At 54.5% G+C, this 19,471-nt stretch carries 21 protein-coding genes; 13 read left to right on the top strand and 8 right to left on the bottom strand.

The genetic code is table 11. The features are described from left to right. Window positions 1–16: 16 nt before the first annotated feature. Both ABXG94_RS06290 and ABXG94_RS06285 read left to right on the top strand, forming a co-directional pair. The gene (locus tag ABXG94_RS06290) at window positions 17–1,300 is read left to right on the top strand and encodes a lipoprotein-releasing ABC transporter permease subunit (protein WP_353532968.1); all 1,284 of its coding nucleotides are present in this window, start codon (window positions 17–19) and stop codon (window positions 1,298–1,300) included. Then, window positions 1,293–1,988: an ABC transporter ATP-binding protein gene (locus ABXG94_RS06285; protein WP_502901680.1), complete on the top strand. Its 696-nt coding sequence runs from the start codon at window positions 1,293–1,295 to the stop codon at window positions 1,986–1,988. Before ABXG94_RS06290 ends, ABXG94_RS06285 begins: the two co-directional genes overlap by 8 nt. Window positions 1,989–2,041: 53 nt before the next feature. Here the strand turns inward: ABXG94_RS06285 and ABXG94_RS06280 are convergent, their stop codons facing one another. After that, entirely contained in the window at window positions 2,042–2,488 is a 447-nt protein-coding gene (locus ABXG94_RS06280) for a DMT family transporter (RefSeq protein ID WP_353532967.1), read from the bottom strand. A 142-nt stretch (window positions 2,489–2,630) separates the two neighbouring features. Between ABXG94_RS06280 and ABXG94_RS06275 the strand changes: the two genes are divergently transcribed. Next, window positions 2,631–3,029, top strand: coding sequence for a c-type cytochrome (locus ABXG94_RS06275; protein WP_353532965.1), 399 nt, complete (start codon window positions 2,631–2,633; stop codon window positions 3,027–3,029). Between the two features lie 14 nt (window positions 3,030–3,043). Here the strand turns inward: ABXG94_RS06275 and ABXG94_RS06270 are convergent, their stop codons facing one another. Together ABXG94_RS06270 and ABXG94_RS06265 are read right to left on the bottom strand one after the other, a co-directional pair. Then, on the bottom strand, window positions 3,044–3,460 hold the full coding sequence (locus tag ABXG94_RS06270) for an MAPEG family protein (protein WP_353532964.1): 417 nt from the start codon (window positions 3,458–3,460) through the stop codon (window positions 3,044–3,046). A gap of 109 nt (window positions 3,461–3,569) precedes the next feature. Continuing rightward, window positions 3,570–4,232, bottom strand: a complete 663-nt coding sequence (locus ABXG94_RS06265; protein ID WP_353532963.1) for a DNA-3-methyladenine glycosylase I — start codon at window positions 4,230–4,232, stop codon at window positions 3,570–3,572. 220 nt (window positions 4,233–4,452) lie between these two features. Between ABXG94_RS06265 and ABXG94_RS06260 the strand changes: the two genes are divergently transcribed. The 3 genes from ABXG94_RS06260 to ABXG94_RS06250 all read left to right on the top strand — a co-directional run bounded on the left by ABXG94_RS06260 (window position 4,453) and on the right by ABXG94_RS06250 (window position 6,909). Continuing rightward, a complete protein-coding gene (locus ABXG94_RS06260; protein ID WP_353532961.1) occupies window positions 4,453–5,079 on the top strand; it encodes an ATP-dependent Clp protease proteolytic subunit in 627 nt (208 codons plus the stop codon). 143 nt (window positions 5,080–5,222) lie between these two features. Beyond that, window positions 5,223–6,488: an ATP-dependent Clp protease ATP-binding subunit ClpX gene (clpX, locus tag ABXG94_RS06255; protein ID WP_353532960.1), complete on the top strand. Its 1,266-nt coding sequence runs from the start codon at window positions 5,223–5,225 to the stop codon at window positions 6,486–6,488. 67 nt (window positions 6,489–6,555) lie between these two features. Beyond that, a complete protein-coding gene (locus ABXG94_RS06250; protein ID WP_353532959.1) occupies window positions 6,556–6,909 on the top strand; it encodes a RidA family protein in 354 nt (117 codons plus the stop codon). 113 nt (window positions 6,910–7,022) lie between these two features. On the opposite strand, the gene ABXG94_RS06245 is transcribed toward ABXG94_RS06250, so the two are convergent. Together ABXG94_RS06245 and ABXG94_RS06240 are read right to left on the bottom strand one after the other, a co-directional pair. After that, the gene (locus ABXG94_RS06245) at window positions 7,023–7,667 is read right to left on the bottom strand and encodes a Hint domain-containing protein (RefSeq protein WP_353532958.1); all 645 of its coding nucleotides are present in this window, start codon (window positions 7,665–7,667) and stop codon (window positions 7,023–7,025) included. Between the two features lie 655 nt (window positions 7,668–8,322). Further along, complete coding sequence (locus tag ABXG94_RS06240) at window positions 8,323–8,832, bottom strand: flavin reductase family protein (RefSeq protein WP_353532957.1); 510 nt, start codon at window positions 8,830–8,832, stop codon at window positions 8,323–8,325. A gap of 279 nt (window positions 8,833–9,111) precedes the next feature. On the opposite strand from ABXG94_RS06240, the gene dusA reads away from it, so the two are divergent. From dusA to ABXG94_RS06225, 3 genes are all read left to right on the top strand, one after another. Beyond that, window positions 9,112–10,143: a tRNA dihydrouridine(20/20a) synthase DusA gene (gene dusA, locus ABXG94_RS06235; RefSeq protein WP_353532956.1), complete on the top strand. Its 1,032-nt coding sequence runs from the start codon at window positions 9,112–9,114 to the stop codon at window positions 10,141–10,143. A 51-nt stretch (window positions 10,144–10,194) separates the two neighbouring features. Beyond that, window positions 10,195–11,019, top strand: coding sequence for a sulfite exporter TauE/SafE family protein (locus ABXG94_RS06230; protein ID WP_353532955.1), 825 nt, complete (start codon window positions 10,195–10,197; stop codon window positions 11,017–11,019). Window positions 11,020–11,171: 152 nt separating this feature from the next. Beyond that, on the top strand, window positions 11,172–11,987 hold the full coding sequence (locus tag ABXG94_RS06225; protein WP_353532954.1) for a calcium-binding protein: 816 nt from the start codon (window positions 11,172–11,174) through the stop codon (window positions 11,985–11,987). A 48-nt stretch (window positions 11,988–12,035) separates the two neighbouring features. Here the strand turns inward: ABXG94_RS06225 and ABXG94_RS06220 are convergent, their stop codons facing one another. Genes ABXG94_RS06220 through ccmI form a run of 3 tightly spaced genes read right to left on the bottom strand, consistent with a single transcriptional unit; the run spans window position 12,036 to window position 14,010 of the window. Further along, entirely contained in the window at window positions 12,036–12,287 is a 252-nt protein-coding gene (locus ABXG94_RS06220; RefSeq protein WP_353532953.1) for a DUF1289 domain-containing protein, read from the bottom strand. Between the two features lie 26 nt (window positions 12,288–12,313). After that, the gene (gene ruvX, locus ABXG94_RS06215) at window positions 12,314–12,799 is read right to left on the bottom strand and encodes a Holliday junction resolvase RuvX (protein ID WP_353532952.1); all 486 of its coding nucleotides are present in this window, start codon (window positions 12,797–12,799) and stop codon (window positions 12,314–12,316) included. Beyond that, window positions 12,796–14,010: a c-type cytochrome biogenesis protein CcmI gene (gene ccmI / locus ABXG94_RS06210; protein WP_353532951.1), complete on the bottom strand. Its 1,215-nt coding sequence runs from the start codon at window positions 14,008–14,010 to the stop codon at window positions 12,796–12,798. The genes ruvX and ccmI overlap by 4 nt, the downstream gene beginning before the upstream one ends. A gap of 189 nt (window positions 14,011–14,199) precedes the next feature. Between ccmI and ABXG94_RS06205 the strand changes: the two genes are divergently transcribed. The 4 genes from ABXG94_RS06205 (at window position 14,200) to ABXG94_RS06190 (ending at window position 19,419) form a co-directional block, all read left to right on the top strand. Next, the gene (locus ABXG94_RS06205) at window positions 14,200–15,447 is read left to right on the top strand and encodes a sarcosine oxidase subunit beta family protein (protein ID WP_353532950.1); all 1,248 of its coding nucleotides are present in this window, start codon (window positions 14,200–14,202) and stop codon (window positions 15,445–15,447) included. A gap of 10 nt (window positions 15,448–15,457) precedes the next feature. Further along, entirely contained in the window at window positions 15,458–15,784 is a 327-nt protein-coding gene (locus tag ABXG94_RS06200) for a sarcosine oxidase subunit delta (protein WP_353532948.1), read from the top strand. Between the two features lie 67 nt (window positions 15,785–15,851). Beyond that, entirely contained in the window at window positions 15,852–18,875 is a 3,024-nt protein-coding gene (locus tag ABXG94_RS06195; protein ID WP_353532947.1) for a sarcosine oxidase subunit alpha family protein, read from the top strand. Further along, window positions 18,868–19,419, top strand: coding sequence for a sarcosine oxidase subunit gamma (locus ABXG94_RS06190; RefSeq protein ID WP_353532945.1), 552 nt, complete (start codon window positions 18,868–18,870; stop codon window positions 19,417–19,419). The genes ABXG94_RS06195 and ABXG94_RS06190 overlap by 8 nt, the downstream gene beginning before the upstream one ends. Window positions 19,420–19,471 lie beyond the last annotated feature (52 nt).

Raw genomic sequence — 19,471 nt, 5'->3', positions numbered from 1 at the left:
AAAAGCCGGGATTAGCATGGCAGGCACAGCTCCTTTTTCGAAGTTTGAATGGATGATCGCGTGGCGGTATCTGCGCGCGCGCCGCGCCGAAGGTGGCGTGAGTGTGATGACCTGGATCAGCCTAGTGGGCATCACTCTAGCGGTGTTTGCACTTATAGCCACATTGGCCGTAAGGTCCGGATTTCGCACGGAATTTGTCGATACAATCCTTGGTTCAAATGCGCATATTACCATTTATCAAAGTGCCGAAGTGACGGCTTCGGGGAGGTTGGATCGTACGATTCATGACTATGAGGCCATGGCAACACGTTTGCGCGATGTCAAAGGCGTTGTGCGGGCAGCGCCTTTGGTCAAGGGACAGATCATGGTGAACCTGCGCCAGCGCAATGCCGGGGTGGAAGTCTTTGGAATTACACTGGAAAATCTGAAGACCATTCCGCGCGTTGCGCGGGCCGACACCGCAATAGGAAGTATAGACAATTTTAATGATGGGGTTGCCATCGGATCGGGCGTTGCGCGGGAATTAGGGGCCAGTTTGGGGGATCGGATCAAGCTGATTTCGCCCAATGGCGTCAAGACGGCTTTTGGCACCAGCCCGCGTGTGAAGTCATATGAGATCGTCTATATCTTTACGGCAGGGCGCTATGACATTGATAAAACACGTGTTTACCTGCCCTTTGCCGAGGCGCAAAGCTATTTCAATTCCGAAGGCGTGGCCAATGAAATCGAGGTTATGGTTGTGGCACCCGAAGAGGTTGACGATCTGGCTTTGTCTTTGATCCGCGCCGCTGGGGAGCGCGCGTTGCTTTGGACCTGGCGCGACTCGTCGGGTGGGTTTCTGCGCGCCTTGGAAATCGAAGACAATGTGATGTTTATCATCCTGTCGATATTGGTGCTGATCGCGGCAATGAACATCGTAAGTGGTTTGATTATGTTGGTAAAAAACAAAGGCCGAGACATAGGAATTTTGCGCACGATGGGGCTGACCGAGGGATCTGTACTGCGGATATTCTTTATTTGTGGGGCTTTTACCGGGGTGATTGGCACGGTTTTGGGTGTTGCGCTTGGGTGTTTGTTCGCAATTTATATAGATCAAATTTTCTCTTTCGTGAATTATGTCGCTGGCGGCGGGGTCTGGGACCCGGCTGTGCGCGGAATTTATCAATTGCCAGCGGAACTTAGGCTGGAAGACGTGATGAAAGCTGTGGGTTTGTCTTTGGGGCTGTCGTTTGTTGTGACAATCTTTCCGGCGCGGCGGGCGGCGCGGATGAATCCGGTGGAGGCCCTGCGGTATGAGTGAAGCTGTGCGCGATGTTGTGTTGCGACTTGAGGGCGTGACAAAAGCCTATAATCATGGGGCCCCAAATGAGGTGAATGTGTTGCGTGGCTGCGATCTGAGCCTTGCAAAAGGTGAGATTGTGGCGCTTGTGGCCCCCTCTGGATCAGGCAAATCCACCTTGCTGCACATCGCTGGCTTGCTGGATACAGCTGATGCAGGAACGGTGCATATCGACGGAGTTGATATGACGAAATTGTCTGATCGGCGGCGCACTATAGCGCGTCGGCAAGATGTTGGGTTTATCTATCAGTTCCACCATTTGTTGCCTGAATTCAGTGCCTTAGAAAACATTGTTCTGCCACAGCTTGCCGATGGTGTGCCCGCCACCCAAGCGCGAAATCGTGCCATTGAGTTGCTGACCACAGTCGGGGTGGCCGCGCGCGCCGAGCATCGGCCAGCGGCGCTGTCAGGAGGAGAACAACAGCGTGTTGCCTTTTGTCGGGCGTTGGCAAATCAGCCAAAACTGTTGTTGGCCGATGAGCCTACAGGTAACCTTGACCCGGCCACATCGGATACGGTTTTCCAAGCGTTGATGCAGTTGGTGCGCGGCACCGGCATGTCGGCGCTGATAGCGACACACAATCTAGAACTGGCGGCGCGCATGGATCGGGTCTTGCGTCTGCAGGACGGCGTTTTAATTTCCGATTAATTGTACAAATTGTACGTTTCACGGCCTGAATTGTACGATTCGAGGGGGAATGCCTAGGCGATCTGCGTGAGCCAGACGCCTGCCGCCATGACCGCGATGCCCGCCGCTCGGGTCAGAGAGAGCGGTGAGATTTGTGCGCCAAACAGACCAAATTGATCGATGATGGCGGCAGAGATCAACTGCCCCAGTAAGACAAAGAACACCGCATTGCCGATGCCAAATTTTGGGGCCACAAAAGTGATGGTGATGGCATAGAACGCCATAAAGCCACCCGCCAGAAACAGATGTTTGGGGGCTGTGGTGATTTGGGCGAGATGCGGCAGGTCTCCGCTGAGAATGACGACGGTCAGGCTGATCAGGAATCCAACCACAAAAATCACGACGCCTGCTGCAAGGGCAGAGCCGATGTGTTGACCAAGAGCAGCATTCAGAGCCGCGAGAATTGGAATGCCGATGCCGGCTGCAAGCATGATCATCGCATAGGTGGTGGCTTGGGGCATGGGCCGGTCCTTAATTTTGTGTCAGCGACAGAATTGCTGTGAAATTTAGAATTGTCACTGGATTGCTGATACGGATCAAAGTGACGTTGCGCTATTTGTGGCATCCTGTGGTTGAGTATTGATGAGCAGAGGAGGAGCAAAGATGTTTTTTCGAACGGTGATGGCTGCGGGGCTGATGGCGGGGGCCGGGATGGTTGCCGCACAGGAAACGGTGACCGGAGAAAGCCTGTATTTTAATCATTGCGCGGCGTGTCACGGGATGGAGCTTGATGGGCAGGGGGTGATGTCTGGAGTTATGATCATCAAACCCAAGGATCTGACGGTATTGGCGCAAGCCAATGATGGGGTGTTTCCGGTGTTGCAGGTTGTGACCCGCATTGATGGGCGCGATCCGCTGGTGTCACATGGTTCGCCGATGCCGGTCTATGGGGATTTTTTTGAAGGGTCAGATGCGTTTTTGAAAAGCGAGTTGGGGCAACCGATTGCCACCAGCGCACCTGTGGTCGCACTGGTGGAGTATATTGAAAGCTTGCAGAAGTGATCTGCCAAGAAGGTTTAGATCAAGGCCCAGATTGACATGAGGCACAGCGCCACCAGGGTTGCCCAGCCCAGGACAAAAATGATGGTGCGCACGCCTTGGGTTGGTTTGCCGACGTTACGCGCATAGATCGCAACATAGATGATGCGTGTCAGCAGGAATACGGCCATCAACATGTTCACCCAACCTGGGGAAACACCCAGAAAGATGCTTGTGAACAGGGCAATGGCGGCGGCGGGCATGATCTCGACACCATTTTGATGCGACCGATTTAACCGATATATCGGGCTGTCATAGTCCACTTTGGGGTCTGATCCAGGGGTAAGGCCGGCTTTGGCTTTGCCTGCGCCAACCAGGGCAGATTGCAGCAGAACGATCAGGGTGAATAACAGCAGAGAAATGATTGCAGCGGTGTAGGGAACGATGGTTTCCATGGGTCTCTCTCTTTCTGGCGATTGAGGCCTGTCTATTTGAGCCTTGAATGGCGTTTGAGGTCAAGGATATTTAACCTATTTGTGAAATAGATACCCACAAAAGGCCTATTTAGACGCTCATGGCCAAGACGCGGCTGATTTCGGTGAGGCTGCGATCTGATTGATCCATCCAAGTGTTAAAGGCGGTCTGTACTGATTTTAGGGCGGTTTTGGAGGTGGCGGGTTTGTCGATGATGCCCTCGGCGATCAGGCGGGCGGTGACGTCGGGCGATAAAATCCAACTGTCGCGCCCGATAAACCGCATGGCATAAGACGCGGTGCTGCCACCAAGCCGTGCGCCTTGCTTTTTAAGCAAATCCAGAAGACCGATGTAGTCGGTTGAGGGCCAGTTGCCCAAGACTTGGGCCACGCCGCCCTGAGCGCGCAATTCCTGGATAAAGATCGCATTGTCGATGACGGTGCGCAGTTTCATGCCGTTGCGCACGACGTCCTTGTTGGACAGCAGGGCGTCAAATTCTTCGTCATTCAGAAAGGCGCAGCGGTTGACGTCAAAACCGCTAAAGGCTTTTTCGAAGCCGTCCCATTTGTGTTCGATGACTTTCCAGTTGAAACCCGCCTGAAAGATACATTTTGTCATCGTGGCGAGCCATCGGTCCTCGGGGATGGCGGCAAGTTCCGCTGCGGGTAGGGGTTTGGGCAATAGCGCGTTTAGCGCCACGGTGCCGCCCTTGCGAGCGGCGGCGATCTCAAAAAGTTCATTGAATGTACGCATAGGCCCCTCTGCGGTCATTTTAACGAGTTTGGCAGGGCTGAGGCCCAAATAGAAGGGGAAACAATATGCAGATTTGCAAATTGATTGTGCGGAAGTTTGCGGGCCGAACCAACAGGATTGGTTAAATTCACCCGTTGCCCTTGCAGCCCGTTGGCGGCACTACTAAGACTCTCTTAGGCGCTGATCGTTAGGGTCAGCACACAGCAGTAGGCAGGCGCATATGAAAGACCCGATTGAAACATATATGAATTTGGTTCCCATGGTCGTGGAGCAAACGAGCCGCGGTGAACGTGCGTATGATATTTTCTCGCGCCTGTTAAAGGAGCGGATTATTTTCCTGAATGGCCCGGTGCATGATGGTATGAGCAGCCTGATCGTGGCGCAATTGTTGCACCTTGAGGCGGAAAACCCGACCAAAGAGATTTCGATGTATATCAACAGCCCGGGTGGCGTTGTGACCGCAGGCCTGTCGATTTATGACACCATGCAATACATCAAACCCAAAGTATCCACATTGTGCGTAGGGCAGGCCGCGTCCATGGGGTCGCTGCTGTTGACTGCGGGCGAAGCTGGCATGCGTTTTAGCCTGCCAAATTCCTCGATCATGGTGCACCAGCCATCCGGCGGATATCAGGGTCAGGCGACAGACATCATGATTCACGCTGAATACACGATGAAACTGAAAAAGCGTCTGAACGACATCTATGTGAAGCACACCGGTCAGAAATACGCCGAGGTCGAAGCGGCGCTTGAGCGGGATAACTTTATGTCCGCAGAAGATGCGAAGGCCTGGGGGTTGATCGACGAGATTGTCGAGAACCGCAATACGTCTGACGACGAAAAATAAGCTTTTGACCCTGCGCCATTTGGGGGCGGGGTCAATTTGAGATTGTGCGCAGTTTTGCACTGGCCTAAGTTAGGCGGAACGCGCGCATTGGTTGGTGCAAAAGCATCCAGCGCTAAGACGACTTGAGGCCTGAAAGGTAGACCATGGCATCTAATTCCGGTGGCGATAGCAAGAACACTTTGTATTGCAGCTTTTGCGGCAAGAGCCAGCACGAGGTGCGCAAGCTGATTGCGGGCCCAACGGTGTTCATCTGTGATGAATGCGTTGAGCTGTGCATGGATATCATCCGCGAAGAGACCAAGGCCACTGGGCTGAAGTCCTCTGAAGGTGTGCCAACGCCAAAAGAGATCTGCGAAGTGCTGGACGATTATGTGATTGGTCAGGCCGTTGCAAAACGCGTTTTGTCTGTGGCTGTTCACAACCATTACAAACGTCTGAATCACGCCCAAAAGGGCGGCGATATTGAATTGGCAAAATCCAACATCTTGCTGATCGGGCCAACCGGTTGCGGTAAGACTTTGCTGGCGCAGACGCTAGCGCGGATTCTAGACGTGCCGTTTACCATGGCGGATGCCACCACATTGACAGAGGCTGGTTATGTGGGTGAAGACGTTGAAAACATTATTCTGAAGCTGTTACAGGCGTCTGAATATAATGTCGAACGTGCGCAGCGCGGCATTGTCTATATTGACGAAGTCGACAAAATTACGCGCAAATCTGAGAACCCTTCGATCACACGTGACGTGTCGGGTGAAGGGGTTCAGCAAGCGCTGTTGAAACTGATGGAAGGCACCGTTGCATCGGTTCCGCCACAGGGTGGGCGCAAACATCCGCAGCAGGAATTTCTGCAAGTGGACACCACCAATATCTTGTTTATCTGTGGCGGCGCATTTGCGGGTCTGGACCGGATCATTGCCGCACGCGGCAAAGGCTCTGCAATGGGTTTTGGCGCGGATGTGCGTGACAATGACGAGCGTGGCGTTGGTGAGATTTTCCAAGATCTGGAACCAGAAGATCTGTTGAAATTTGGTCTGATCCCTGAATTTGTGGGGCGTCTGCCGGTATTGGCAACACTAGAGGATCTGGATCAAGACGCGCTGATCACAATTCTGACCCAGCCTAAGAACGCGCTGGTGAAACAGTATCAGCGTCTGTTTGAAATCGAAGACACGCAGCTGACCTTTACCGAAGATGCCCTGTCGGCGATTGCAAAACGCGCGATTGAACGCAAAACCGGTGCACGTGGATTGCGCTCTATTCTGGAAGACATCTTGTTGGATACCATGTTTGATCTGCCCGGTCAGACCAGCGTGACAGAAGTTGTTGTGAACGAAGAGGCTGTGATCTCTGATAGTGCGCCGCTGATGATCCATGCAGATGCGGACCAAGCCCCGGCCTCTGCGGGCTGAGACGTGTGAAAATTTAGATGATCAACGGCGTGGTTTAAGACCGCGCCGTTTTTTTATGGAGCGAGATATGATCAGACGTATTCATTCAGGTGGTGAGTTTGAGGCCAAGATTGGCTATTGCCGTGCGGTTGTGGCGGGGGGCTTTGTGCATGTGGCTGGCACCGTCGGGCAGGGCGATGATGTGCAAGCGCAATGTCGATCAGCATTGGATGTCATCGGCAAAGCATTGGCAGAGGCAGGCAGCGGTTTGGAAAAAGCCGTTCGAGTGAACTATTACCTGCCGGATGCGGCAGAGTTCGAGCCGTGCTGGCCGATCTTGGCAGAGGCTTTTGGCGACAACCCACCGGCTGCAACGATGATCGAATGCAATCTGATTGATGCAAAATATCGCATTGAAATCGAGTTGACGGCTTTGGCTTAGCGACGACTGCCTGATCTTAGGGATTAGAATAGGTGGGCGTGTTTTGAGCCGCGCGCACGCCATTATTAGCTGCGCATTTGATAAAGCGCAGCTTTTTTAGGTTGTGGCGCTGGTTAATGCGCGTGTAGCAGCGCGGCTTCTTTCTTGCTTAGCGACCGGCGCGCTGCGGCATAATCTTGCAATGCACCTTGGGCCTTGAGATCAGGGAACAGGGTAAAGATTTCTGCGCGTTGTTCGTTTTCCAGCGTGCCCATAGAATAGTCGCCCGGCTGAAAGCTTTCAGACCAAGCGCCATTGCCGAGGACCACTTCGTGGTTTTCAAACAGGATGTGGTGATAGGTGGTTTCGGCAACTGCCGCGATCTCGACGCCGTCTTTGCCAACCAGATGTTTGGCGGCCACCAAAGTTTCGCGCTCGTCAAACAACAGCGATGTGATGTCGTTGGCAATCAGCATACGGTGGTTGGGCGAAACCATGATGTCGCGTTCCGGCATGTTATTGCCAAGCGCGCCGGCTTTGATCAGAACCGGGCGTAGGTTGCTTTGTTGCGCCAAAGCGCTGGCATCAAGATGCTTTGACCCAATCCAGGCGATTTCCTGCAACCCGTTGTCACGAGTGATGATTTTTTCACCAGCCTGCAAGGATTGTACAGGACGTTGGCCCGACATCGTTGCGATCAGCGTGTCATTTGCAAAGCAAATCACACCGTTTTCCAAAGTGTTGACCGTGCGGGACATTCCAAACTCGTTAAGCGCCATTTTTCAAACCTTTCCAGATTTCAGCAAGGAGTAACTTGCCGTTGTCCGTACCTCGCCCGCGAGGGCTATACCTTTAATCCGGTGTTGTGTGTGGCATCCCCGGCCAAAACACAATTCCTAACTTGATGCGGCCCGTCGCAACATGCTGCGCGCCTTAAGTGTGCCTCTGACGTTCTGCCAGAGGGATAGTTAACATTCTGCCGACTATCATACTGTCCAGCGGCATGGTTTTGGAACATGCCGTATCCATTGTTTCGCTTTCTAACGGTCAAGTGAACTGATGTTGTGGCAGGATGCGTGACACCGACCTGTTGAATTGCTGGTGTTTTGGAAACAATCCATTGAGCAATGTGGGGCTGGAGGCGCTCGAAGTAAGTGTTTTTGTGGGTTTTCACAGTATATTGCCGGTGCTCGGCGGAAAACTGTTTCGAAATCATAAACAGTTTGGTCCGGTGAAACGGTAAATCGCTAAAAGTTTTGTGAGTTGGAATGTTCCCAGGGATTGTTGTGAGGCAAGCACCAGTCACGTTGAATTTGCCTGACTGTTCCAGATTTCCAAACCAAAAAACGGCAAAAACCGCGAATCGTTGCGGCATTATGTGGTCAATAGGGGCTTGTGATCTTGCGAGTATCGGGTTGATATTTAACGAAAAAATCAACCTAAGGGTGAGAAGTTGCCATATTTTCCCCGTGAGAAAACCAATGGGGAGCCAGACCGAAAGGCGGCTCGGTCGACCTGGCCAATAAGGATTTGGTGATCGCCAGCGTCATGGCTGGCAACCTGAGTGCACTCAAACACCCCTAGGCAGGCGTCTAAAACAGGCACGCCGTTGTCATTGGGGACCCAGTCAAATTGACCAAAGCAATCGCCCGATTTGGCAAATGTCTGGGCCATATGGGCCTGGTCTTGGCGCATGACATGAATGGCAAAATGCGTAGCAGCGGCAAAAAACGGATAGCGCTTGGATGATTTGGCCGGCGACCAAAGCACAAGCGGCGGTGTCAGGGACAGCGAGCTGAAGGAATTGGCAGTCATGCCGATCGGGCCAGAGGCTGTTTGGGCCGTGACAACGGTCACGCCGGTGGCAAAGCAGCCAAGCGCGTCTCGGAATTCACGTGCGGTTTCTGGACCGGGCACGAAACTGGTGGTTGCTGACATCGGCATTGTTGCTCTTGGTTGGTGTGATCGCTGCTCTGGGGTTTAGGGTATCCTTTGACGCAAAGTCCAGCAAACTGTCTGTGTGGCTGGCAATCTAGCGATATTGTGTAGACTTTGGTTGGGCAATTTTGCTGGCTCTTGCGTGTGAAAACGGGTAATTGGCCGCAAAGTGGTGTTGCCTGACCAGGGCAGCACGCAAGACCCGCGGCAGAAACGGGCCGTTTTTAAAGCACGCAGTTCAAAGATCTCTGCGCTTGTTTATCGGAAGTGGTGAGGCTGGCATTGATGTCTGCAGAGAAAAAACAAAAAATCCGTCAAAGTGCCCGACTATCTGTGGCACCCATGATGGATTGGACGGACCGGCATTGCCGCTATTTTCACCGGATCCTTTCACAGCAAACCTTGCTTTATACCGAAATGGTCACAGCGCCTGCTCTGGTGCGGGGCGGGGCCTTGCATTTGTTGAAATATGCGCCGCAGGAGCATCCGATTGCCTTGCAGTTGGGCGGATCTGACCCGCGGGAATTGGCTTTGGCCACACGGCTGGGCGCAGAGGCGGGCTATGACGAGATCAATCTGAATGTGGGTTGTCCGTCTGACCGGGTGCAATCTGGTACTTTTGGGGCGGTCTTGATGAAGCAACCCAATTTGGTGGCCGATTGCGTGGCTGCCATGCAGGCTGAAACCGACGTAGAGGTGACGGTTAAATGTCGGTTGGGTGTGGACGATCAGGACCCAAGTGTGGTTTTGCCTGATTTTCTGGAAAAAGTGTCGGCGGCGGGCATCACCCGGTTTACACTGCATGCCCGCAAAGCCTGGTTGCAGGGGCTGTCGCCAAAGGAAAACCGCGACATTCCCCCGCTGGACTATAGTTTGGTACATCAGATGAAGGCGGACTTCCCGCATCTGCATCTGTCGATCAATGGCGGCATTACCACTTTGGACGAGGCCCTGCCGCATCTGGCGGCTGGTTTGGACGGGGTGATGATTGGCCGTGCTGCCTATCACACGCCAGCAGAGGTTTTGTTGCAGGCGGACCAAAAGGTCTTTGGCAAAAAGCGCCTGTTGACGGCCGAGGCTGCGGTGCAGCAGATGTTGCCTTATATCGAGGCACATGTAAGCGCTGGCGGAAAGTTGGGGCAGGTGACGCGGCATATGCTGGGCCTGTTTACTGGACGGCCCGGCGCACGGGGGTGGCGGCGTATGTTGTCAGAAGGGGCCAGCAAACGCGGGGCTGGGCCCGAGCTTGTGCTGGACGCGCTGGCACATCTTGCGCAGTCTGCAACTGACTATGCGGACCATCAGGCCGCTCAATAGGCTAAATCGTGCTGCGGGATACATGAAGCGGCCTTTAGAATAGGAAATCACATGCCAGATTTGTCGTTATTGTTGCCGATGGCGGCCTTGTTGCTAGTGATTGGGGCGCTGGCTGGCGTTCTGGCCGGGCTTTTGGGGGTCGGAGGCGGAATCGTTTTAGTACCTGCTTTTTTCTATGCGTTCCAAACGCTTGGATATGAAGGCCCGCAATTGATGCAGATGTGTTTGGCGACCTCGCTGGCAACAATCATTGTCACTTCGATGCGGTCTGTGCTGAGCCACAATAAAAAGGGTGCCGTAGACTGGGCGATCTTGCGGGGTTGGGCACCGGGCATCGCTGTGGGGGCAATCATTGGCGTGGCCGTGGTGTCAAATCTGCGATCGACAACTTTGCAAGCGGTGTTTGGCGTGCTGGGAATTGTGATTGGCTTGTATATGGGCTTTGGGAAGGCGCATTGGAGGCTTGGGCCTGAAATGCCCAAGGGGGCCGGGCGCATCCTGACCAGCCCAGCGGTGGGCTTTTTGTCGGTTTTGATGGGCATTGGCGGCGGCAGTTTTGGCGTACCGTTGATGAGCTTGTTTAACGTGCCGATCCACCGGGCGGTGGCGACGGCGGCGGGATTTGGCGTCATTATTGCGGTGCCCGGCGTTATTGGGTTTTTGATGCTACCTATTGATGCTTCGATGCGGCCGCCGTTGACGATTGGCGCGGTCAATCTGCCGGCCTTTGCAATTGTTATCATGATGACCCTGATCACGGCCCCATGGGGGGTTAAATTGGCGCATGCGATGGACCCAAAGCCGCTAAAGAGGGTCTTTGCTGTATTCTTGGTCCTTGTGGCGGTGAACATGCTGCGCGCGGCTTTGGGATTGTAGAAACCAAGCGATCTATCGAGCGAAGCCGAAACAATCAGAAGGGGAAAGTCTGATCGTTTCCCACACGTTTACAGTGCAAATTTTCGATGTTGTTTCGCCACATTTTTGCCTTAGTGTGAGGCGGAATCGAAATTTGTTAACAGGTATTGGCAATGGAAATCTTTTTGCTGCTTGGATTGTTTGCCCTTGGGTCGGCGTTTATTTCACCCTCTGACGATGAAACCGACGAAATCAACAACGAGATTTCCGGCACCGATGGGGATGAAACCCTTGTTGGCTCGGATGGAAATGATTTGATTCAGGCGCATGATGGCGAGGATTCGCTTTATGGCGGAGATGGCAACGATGTGCTGCTGGGCGGGCTGGGTGACGACACCATGAGTGGCGGCAGTGGCGACGATGCCATCGGTGGGTCGCGCGGTGATGATCTGATTTTGGCGGGATCTGGTGATGATTTTGCCTATGGCGGCATCAATGACGATACAATTTATGGCCAAGGTGGGCACGATCAGCTGATCGGCGGCCGGGGCAATGACAACTTGGATGGCGGCAGTGGCGATGACGTTCTGGATGGCTATCTGGACACAACCCGCGATGATAATTTTGCCAGCGCTGACCTGTTGGACGCGGACACGCTGATTGGCGGCAGCGGCGATGATATTTTGATTATGGGCAGTGGTGACGAGGCCACGGGTGGCGCGGGCGAAGATGTCTTTGTGACTGGAAGTTATATTGCGGGCACAGATGTGCCTGTTGTGCAGGATTTCGAGCCAACCGAAGACGTGCTTGCGGTTTTTGTGCCTACTGCGGCGGATGGTGTCGTGACTGTTGCACCCGCAGAGGACGACGCGGCCACAGCGATTGTGCTGGTTGATGGTGTCGAAGTTGCACGCGTAGAAGACGGCTATGGCACGTTTAACAGCACCAATTTAAGGCTGGTACAAACGGACAATTACGCGGCAGCCTAAGGCCATCGGTTGCTAAGAAATTAGGGGCTTCTTCTGTCAGAAGGAGTCCTATTTGGCCCGCCGCGCAGCGCGGCCACCCCGACCGCCCCGGCGCACCTTAAGACGGCTGGCACGCGCCCCTAGGTCACTTGTAATGTCGGCGCGTTCTTCTGGGCTGAGTTTGGACCATTGCGCGATTTCGTCGATTGTGCGGTAGCAACCGGTGCAGATCCGTTCGACCGGGTGCACAACGCAGACCTGAATACAGGGAGAGTTGATTTCGTCGCGTTTCCAAACCTTGTCTTTTTGTTCTTTTGACATGCTTTACCCAGATACTTTGTGCCTTATCAGGCGTTGCGGCGCAGGTGGCCAAGCCGGTCTAACGCGCCTTGCAGAATATAGGCCGCGGCCACGTGGTCAATCACTTCTGATCGGCGTTTGCGTGAGGCATCTGCTTCGAGAAGCGCGCGTTCGGCGGCAACTGTGGACAGGCGCTCGTCCCAGAACAGGATTGGCAGCGGGGAAAGCTTCGCGAAATTGCGGGCAAAGGCGCGCGTGGATTGGACGCGGGGGCCTTCGGAACCATCCATATTCAGCGGCAGACCCAAGACAATTCCGGCGATGTTGCGGGCTTGGATCAATTCGATCAAGCGGGCCGCATCCAGGCCAAATTTCTTGCGTTTCACTGTTTCAAGCGGGGTGGCTACCGACTGAAAACCATCAGACACCGCGACGCCAATGGTTTTGGTGCCAAGGTCCAAGCCCATCAAGGCTTGCATTTGGGGAAATACCGTTGGGTTTTCCTCAAGGCTGTCTAGGATTTGGCTGGTCATTCGGAAAGGCCTGCTTCTTGAGCGGCGGTTTGAATGAGCCGTAGCCCTTCGGGGTCGTCGGCAAATTTCCCTTTGGCGGCATCAGCGGTTTCCTGGGCGCGGTCTTGCTCTCCCATGACGCCAAAAGCGGTGATCAGCTGTGCCCACTCTGCGGCTGTACCGCCGTCTTCTGCCAAACGTTCCGCCAGACCATCGACCATAGACTGCACCATCGCGGCGCGGTCCTCGTCGCTCATGTCTTGGGCGGCTTGCAGATCAGCAGCACCAGGACCGTTGGGGGCTGGAGGGGTGTATTTCACCCCGGCAATCCATGCCAGATCTTCGATGCGGGCGCGAATGGGGGCAATCCACGGTGCGTTTTCCGGCCCTTCGGCCAAAAGCGTGCGCCAAGCGCGGAACGTCAGATCGGGTCGGCCGTTTTGCGACATCATCAAGCCCGTGTAATAGCGTGCAAAACCATTGCTGGGGTCACGCACCAAAGCTTCGCGCAGGGCCATGTCGGCTTCGGGGGAAATATAGCCGCGTGCGGCGCGCGCCATCAGGTCTGCCAACTGGGTGTAATCTTGGCTGCTGGCCTCGGACCCCAACAGGTCTATCAGCTGTTGTTGCGCTTGATAGGCCGCGGTGAAGTTGCCCAAGGTGGCTTCGTTTCTTGCCAAAAGATCCAGGCCCCGTTTTTCGGTTGGATTTTCTTTAACCTTCACGCGCAACTCTTTGATTAGATCTAGAAAATCCGGGTCTACTGCGATTGCGGGTTGCGGGGACAGCTGGGCTTCAAAGTCAGCCTGAGACAGGCGGTTTGCCAGATGATCTCTGGCATATTCGATGCGCGCCATCAGGGGCTGGTCGTTGTAACCCGGTGCCCCGATAGAGCTGTAAAGACCAAGCGTACCTGCAATCAGAAAGGCGGCGCTGAGCACAGCGGCTATTTTGCCAAGTCCCTTGGGCTGCCCACCACCCATTGATGTTTCCTGGCCCTTTGCGTCAGCCGCCAAAATGCGGCGGGAAATCTCGGTGCGAATGCGTTCTGCGTCAGCTTCGGCGATCACGCCGCGCGCCAGATCTTTGTCCACATCTTTCAATTGGTCGCGATACACCCGCAGGTCAGAAGCGTCAGCAGTGTCTTGCTGGCTGCGCCCACGCAGCAGCGCAAAACCCAGAAAGGCACCGACAATTAGAGCAATAGTTGTGGCAATGACCCAGAACAGCATAGAGTTTTTCCCAGTTTTTCTCTCCCTCATGTAGCCCGACCAGAGCGGGCAAGAAAGGGCGAAACGTTTTTGTGACTACCATGTCGCAACTGAGCCGCAAACCGGCGGTTTAATTCGGGCTGAGACCTGTCATTGTGGACGATAAGATGAACAGGTTGCCAATCACGTTGCCAATATGGAAAACTCACGATGAAACGCTATTCCGTTTTTGCCATCGCGCGCGAAGCCGCCCGGTATCACACCGGCTGGGAACGCGCCTGGCGTTCGCCACAGCCCCAAAAGAAATACGATGTGATCATTGTCGGAGCTGGGGGCCATGGCTTGGCGACGGCCTATTATTTGGGCAAGAATTTCGGCATCACCAACGTTGCCATTCTTGAAAAGGGTTGGCTGGGTGGCGGCAATACAGGCCGGAACACCACCATTATCCGCAGCAACTATTTGCAGGACAGTTCGGCCGCGCTGTATGAAAAAGCCCGTTCGCTCTATGAAAACCTCAGCCAGGATCTGAATTATAACATCATGTTTTCACCCCGTGGTGTGATGATGATGGCGCAGACCGAGCATGAGGTACGTGGATATCAGCGCACAGCACATGCCAATGCTTTGCAGGGCGTGACCACCGAATTCATTTCCCCCCAGCGGGTGAAAGAACTCTGTCCGATCATGAACATATCTGGTCCACGTTATCCGGTTCTTGGGGCGCTGTGGCAGGCGCGTGGTGGTACGGCGCGCCATGATGCTGTGGCCTGGGGTTATGCGCGGGCCTGTTCTGATATGGGCATGGATATTATCCAGCAATGCGAAGTTGTTGGCGTGCGCAGTGCCAATGGCAAAGTGCAGGGCGTTGATACCAGCAAAGGCGCGATCGATTGCGACAAGCTTGGTCTTGTTGTGGCCGGGAATTCCGGAGCCTTGGCTGAAATGTCGGGGTTCCGACTGCCGCTGGAAAGCGTGGCGTTGCAAGCTTTGGTGTCTGAACCTATCAAACCCTGCATGGATGTAGTGGTGATGGCCAATACGGTCCACGGCTACCTCAGCCAGTCTGACAAAGGTGAAATGGTGATTGGTGGCGGTACCGATGGGTTTAACAACTATACCCAGCGCGGCTCTTTCCACCATGTCGAAGAAACCGTGCGCGCGTTGGTGGAAACTTTCCCGATGCTGTCGCGCCTGAAAATGCTGCGCCAATGGGGCGGAATTGTGGATGTCACCGGTGATCGCAGCCCAGTGATTGGCAAAACCCCACTGGGCAATTGCTTTATCAACGCGGGCTGGGGCACTGGCGGCTTTAAGGCCATTCCCGGTGGCGGTTGGGCCACCGCTGAATTGATCGCCAAGGGTGAACCCGGACCACTGTCTGCAGAATTTGGCATGGAGCGCTTTATCGAAGGCCGCTTTATTGACGAAAGCGTCGCCGCTGGCGTCGCACACTAGGAGAATTGCAATGCTGATACTCACCTGTCCCTGTTGTCATGTCTCTGCGGAAGAAACCGAGTTTCACGCCGAGGGCGAAGCCCATCTGAAACGCTTTGGACCGGGGTCTGAAGATGCGGATTTTGAGAGCTATCTCTTTATGCGCAAGAACCCAAAGGGTGTGCATCTGGAACGCTGGCGTCACGCCAATGGCTGCGGCAAGTATTTTCACGCGGCGCGCTGCACCATGACACTAGAGGTTTTTGGCACCTATAGTGCGCAAACCCTTGAGCCACCAAAATTCATTCAGGACGCCATTCGCGCCAAACGCCCGGATTGGGTGTGGAGCGCCGCATGATCTTCATCTTTCCAAAAATACTCCCGCCGGAGGCTCCGGCAGTTCAACGCGCGCAGGGTCACATTCTATGAGCACCAGACTTGCCACAGGCGGACGCCTGATCAACCGCGGTAAATCCGTTGAGTTTTCTTTTAACGGCAAACGCCTAAAGGGCTTTGAAGGCGACACCCTTGCCTCGGCTTTACTGGCCAATGATCAAATGATGGTGGGACGGTCGTTTAAATACCACCGGCCACGGGGGATTGTTGCCAGCGGTGCCGAAGAACCAAATGCCTTGGTCAATATGGGCCGCGACGGGCAGTTTGAACCCAACCAGCGCACCACAACCACAGAACTTTTTGCTGGTCTCAGCTGTGAAAGCCAGAACCATTGGCCAAGCCTTGAGTATGACATTGGTGTCTTAAACAACGCGGTTGCGCGGTTTCTGCCCGCCGGGTTTTACTACAAGACCTTTATCCATCCGCGTGCGGCCTGGAAGCATGTGTTTGAACCGATTGTGCGGCAATCAGCTGGCTTGGGCAAAGCCCCAAAAACCAAAGACGCGGACACCTATGAGCATTTTTATGCCTTTGTCGATGTGGTTGTTGTGGGGGGCGGCATTGCGGGTTTGCAGGCGGCCAAGGCCGCAGCACTGGGCGGGGCCAAAGTTCTGGTGCTGGAACAGACCGCGCATTGGGGTGGCCGCTCTGCTGTGGATGCCGCCGCGGGTGGCGAAACCATTGACGGCCAGCCGGTTGCTGATTTCATCAGCTCTTTGCTGAATGAATTGAAAGCCCTGAAAAACGTGACCCTGCGCAGTCGCACAATGGGGGCAGGGGTGTATGACCATGGCTATGTTTTGGGCTATGAGCGTCTGAAAGATCATGCGCCACAACTCTCCGGGCCGCGACACCGTCTATGGCGTATTCGTGCCGGGCAAATTATCACGGCCACCGGCGCGATCGAACGCCCTTTGTCGTTTGCTGGCAATGATATCCCCGGCGTTATGCTGGCGGGCGCGATGCGTGATTATGTGATGGATTTTGGGGTCTCTACCGGAGATCGCACCGTTGTTGTCACCAATAACGACGATGCGTATCGCACCGCGATTGCAATCAAACAGGCGGGGCTGGATGTGCCGGTGATTTTGGATGCGCGCAGTGGCGGCGGCGGGGCTTTGGCAGATGCTGCGCGCGACCTGGGCATTCGGGTTGAAAATGGCAAGGCCATCGCCAAGGTCAAAGGTGGCAAGCGCGTCACTGGGGTTTCGATCTGTTTGCAAGCGGGTGAGGGCGCAGCGATGGAAGACATCGCCTGTGATGCGGTTGCCATGTCGGGCGGTTGGTCGCCGGTGGTACATCTTTGGTCCCATTGCGGTGGTAAATTAAATTGGGATGACGATCAGGCCGCCTTCCGACCGGATGCGACACGGCCGCCAACCAACCAAGAGGGTGTTGGTTTTGTGTCGCCAGCGGGCAGCGCAAATGGCATGGTATCTTTGCAAGATGTTTTGCAGGACGCCACAAACACTGGTCTTTCGGTGGCGCAGGCGGTCGGCAAAGACGCCGCTGGTGTTGCTGCGCCTGAGGTCGATGAACCCGGCGAAGCGGCGCTTGAGCCAGTTTGGCTGATGCCGCAGGGGGCTGGGCCTAAGCTGCGCGCAAAATCCTGGTTGGATTATCAAAATGACGTCAAAGTCTCTGATGTGCGGCTGGCGGCACAAGAGGGCTATGAAAGCGTTGAACACACCAAGCGTTATACCACGCTTGGCATGGCAACTGATCAGGGAAAGCTCAGCAATATCAACGGACTTGCCACCTTGGCGGGTCAATTGAATGCGCCAATTCCCGCGGTGGGTACAACCACGTTCCGCCCGCCTTACACGCCGATTTCCATGGGCTCTATTGCTGGCGAAGCGCGTGACGCGATTTTCCAACCTATTCGGCGCACGGTGATCCATGATTGGCACGAAACCCAAGGGGCGTATTTTGAACCAGTAGGGCAATGGCGTCGGCCCTATTGCTTTCCACGCGGCCAAGAGAGCCACGCGGATGCGGTGAAACGCGAGATTCTGCAGACCCGCAATGGGGTAGGCCTGTTGGATGCGTCCACCCTTGGCAAGTTGATTGTCAAAGGCCCGGATGCCGGGAAATTCCTGGATCTGCTTTACACCAATATGATGAGCACGCTGAAGCCTGGCAAATGCCGCTATGGGTTGATGTGTAATGAAAACGGGTTTTTGATCGATGATGGCGTTGTGGCGCGAATCGATGATGAGACATTCCTGTGCCATACAACGACTGGCGGCGCAGAGCGCATTCATGGCTGGATGGAAGACTGGTTGCAATGCGAGTGGTGGGACATGCAGGTCTATGTGGCCAATGTCACGGAACAATTTGCCCAGATCGCGGTTGTGGGGCCAAAAGCACGTAAGGTGCTTGAGAAACTGGGCGGCATGGATGTGTCGGCAGAGGCATTGCCTTTTATGCAATGGCAAGATGGTCAGCTGGGTGGTTTTGACGTTCGCGCATACCGAATTTCATTTTCTGGTGAGCTGTCTTATGAAATTGCGGTTCCTGCGGGGCAAGGCATGGCCTTTTGGCTGGCACTTTTGGAGGCCGGGGCTGAATTTGACGTCATGCCCTATGGCACCGAGGCGCTGCACGTGATGCGGGCTGAAAAAGGCTTTATCATGATTGGTGACGAGACTGACGGCACCGTCATTCCGCAAGATTTGAACATGCAATGGGCCATATCTAAGAAGAAACTGGATTTTCTGGGCAAGCGTGCGCAAGAGCGACCTGCCATGGCAAGTGCTGAGCGTTGGAAGCTGGTGGGGCTTGAGACCCTTGATAAAACTGTATTGCCGGATGGGGCCTATGTGACTGCTTCGGGCAATAATGCAAATGGGCAACGCAATGTTCAGGGGCGGGTGACCTCGACATATTATTCACCAACAATGGATCGCGGCATTGCGATGGGTCTTGTTTTACATGGGCCAGATCGCATGGGTGACGTGTTGGATATTCCGCATGTGGACGGCACGGTCACGCAAGCACGCATCGTAGATCCGGTTTTCTTTGACAAGGATGGGGAAAAGCAAAATGTCTGAGCTAAAGTCCTTTAAGGGAACCGTGAATGTCACCGAGATGCCAGTGACGGGTATGATAACGCTGCGCGGCGATCTGGCTTCATCACAGATGATTGCGGCCATTCAGTCGGTTTTTGGGGCTGAAATTCCTGGTATTCGCAAGGTGATCAACTGTGACGCTGGGCAAATTGCCTGGATGTCGCCTGATGAGCTGCTGTTGTTTGTCAAACATGCGGCTGTCGCTGACCTGGTGGCGAAACTGCGCGCCTCTTTGGAGGGGCAACATGCGTTGGTGGAAGACGTTTCGGATGCGCGGGTTCAGTTGCGTTTGACTGGCGAACGCGTGCGAGAAGTATTGGCCAAACTGATGCCGGTCGATTTTGCGCCAGAGAGTTTTGCGGTCGGGGACTATCGGCGATCACGTTTGGCGCAGATCGCTGCAGCGGTCTGGTTTGTGGCGGATGATACCGCAAATCTGGTGTGTTTTCCGTCATTTGGCACATATGCGTTTGATACATTGAGCCAAACAGCAGGTGGATTGCAGCCAGAACGCTTGATCGGCTGACTTTCTATCACAGCGTGTATAGACTCTGGGTGAGAATTATTTTAGCGGTAGC

This window comes from Cognatishimia sp. WU-CL00825, assembly GCF_040364665.1.
GTDB lineage: Bacteria > Pseudomonadota > Alphaproteobacteria > Rhodobacterales > Rhodobacteraceae > Cognatishimia.
The sequence above is the reverse complement of the archived record's forward strand: the minus strand, read 5'-3'. Positions and strand labels throughout refer to the sequence as shown.

What these genes read in the sequence shown, in the direction of transcription:
- ABXG94_RS06290 (WP_353532968.1), top strand. Translation starts at nt 17, where the DNA reads ATGGCAGGCACAGCTCCTTTTTCGAAGTTTGAATGGATGATCGCGTGG.
- ABXG94_RS06285 (WP_502901680.1), top strand. Translation starts at nt 1,293, where the DNA reads ATGAGTGAAGCTGTGCGCGATGTTGTGTTGCGACTTGAGGGCGTGACA.
- ABXG94_RS06280 (WP_353532967.1), bottom strand. Translation starts at nt 2,488, where the DNA reads ATGCCCCAAGCCACCACCTATGCGATGATCATGCTTGCAGCCGGCATC.
- ABXG94_RS06275 (WP_353532965.1), top strand. Translation starts at nt 2,631, where the DNA reads ATGTTTTTTCGAACGGTGATGGCTGCGGGGCTGATGGCGGGGGCCGGG.
- ABXG94_RS06270 (WP_353532964.1), bottom strand. Translation starts at nt 3,460, where the DNA reads ATGGAAACCATCGTTCCCTACACCGCTGCAATCATTTCTCTGCTGTTA.
- ABXG94_RS06265 (WP_353532963.1), bottom strand. Translation starts at nt 4,232, where the DNA reads ATGCGTACATTCAATGAACTTTTTGAGATCGCCGCCGCTCGCAAGGGC.
- ABXG94_RS06260 (WP_353532961.1), top strand. Translation starts at nt 4,453, where the DNA reads ATGAAAGACCCGATTGAAACATATATGAATTTGGTTCCCATGGTCGTG.
- clpX (WP_353532960.1), top strand. Translation starts at nt 5,223, where the DNA reads ATGGCATCTAATTCCGGTGGCGATAGCAAGAACACTTTGTATTGCAGC.
- ABXG94_RS06250 (WP_353532959.1), top strand. Translation starts at nt 6,556, where the DNA reads ATGATCAGACGTATTCATTCAGGTGGTGAGTTTGAGGCCAAGATTGGC.
- ABXG94_RS06245 (WP_353532958.1), bottom strand. Translation starts at nt 7,667, where the DNA reads ATGGCGCTTAACGAGTTTGGAATGTCCCGCACGGTCAACACTTTGGAA.
- ABXG94_RS06240 (WP_353532957.1), bottom strand. Translation starts at nt 8,832, where the DNA reads ATGCCGATGTCAGCAACCACCAGTTTCGTGCCCGGTCCAGAAACCGCA.
- dusA (WP_353532956.1), top strand. Translation starts at nt 9,112, where the DNA reads ATGTCTGCAGAGAAAAAACAAAAAATCCGTCAAAGTGCCCGACTATCT.
- ABXG94_RS06230 (WP_353532955.1), top strand. Translation starts at nt 10,195, where the DNA reads ATGCCAGATTTGTCGTTATTGTTGCCGATGGCGGCCTTGTTGCTAGTG.
- ABXG94_RS06225 (WP_353532954.1), top strand. Translation starts at nt 11,172, where the DNA reads ATGGAAATCTTTTTGCTGCTTGGATTGTTTGCCCTTGGGTCGGCGTTT.
- ABXG94_RS06220 (WP_353532953.1), bottom strand. Translation starts at nt 12,287, where the DNA reads ATGTCAAAAGAACAAAAAGACAAGGTTTGGAAACGCGACGAAATCAAC.
- ruvX (WP_353532952.1), bottom strand. Translation starts at nt 12,799, where the DNA reads ATGACCAGCCAAATCCTAGACAGCCTTGAGGAAAACCCAACGGTATTT.
- ccmI (WP_353532951.1), bottom strand. Translation starts at nt 14,010, where the DNA reads ATGCTGTTCTGGGTCATTGCCACAACTATTGCTCTAATTGTCGGTGCC.
- ABXG94_RS06205 (WP_353532950.1), top strand. Translation starts at nt 14,200, where the DNA reads ATGAAACGCTATTCCGTTTTTGCCATCGCGCGCGAAGCCGCCCGGTAT.
- ABXG94_RS06200 (WP_353532948.1), top strand. Translation starts at nt 15,458, where the DNA reads ATGCTGATACTCACCTGTCCCTGTTGTCATGTCTCTGCGGAAGAAACC.
- ABXG94_RS06195 (WP_353532947.1), top strand. Translation starts at nt 15,852, where the DNA reads ATGAGCACCAGACTTGCCACAGGCGGACGCCTGATCAACCGCGGTAAA.
- ABXG94_RS06190 (WP_353532945.1), top strand. Translation starts at nt 18,868, where the DNA reads ATGTCTGAGCTAAAGTCCTTTAAGGGAACCGTGAATGTCACCGAGATG.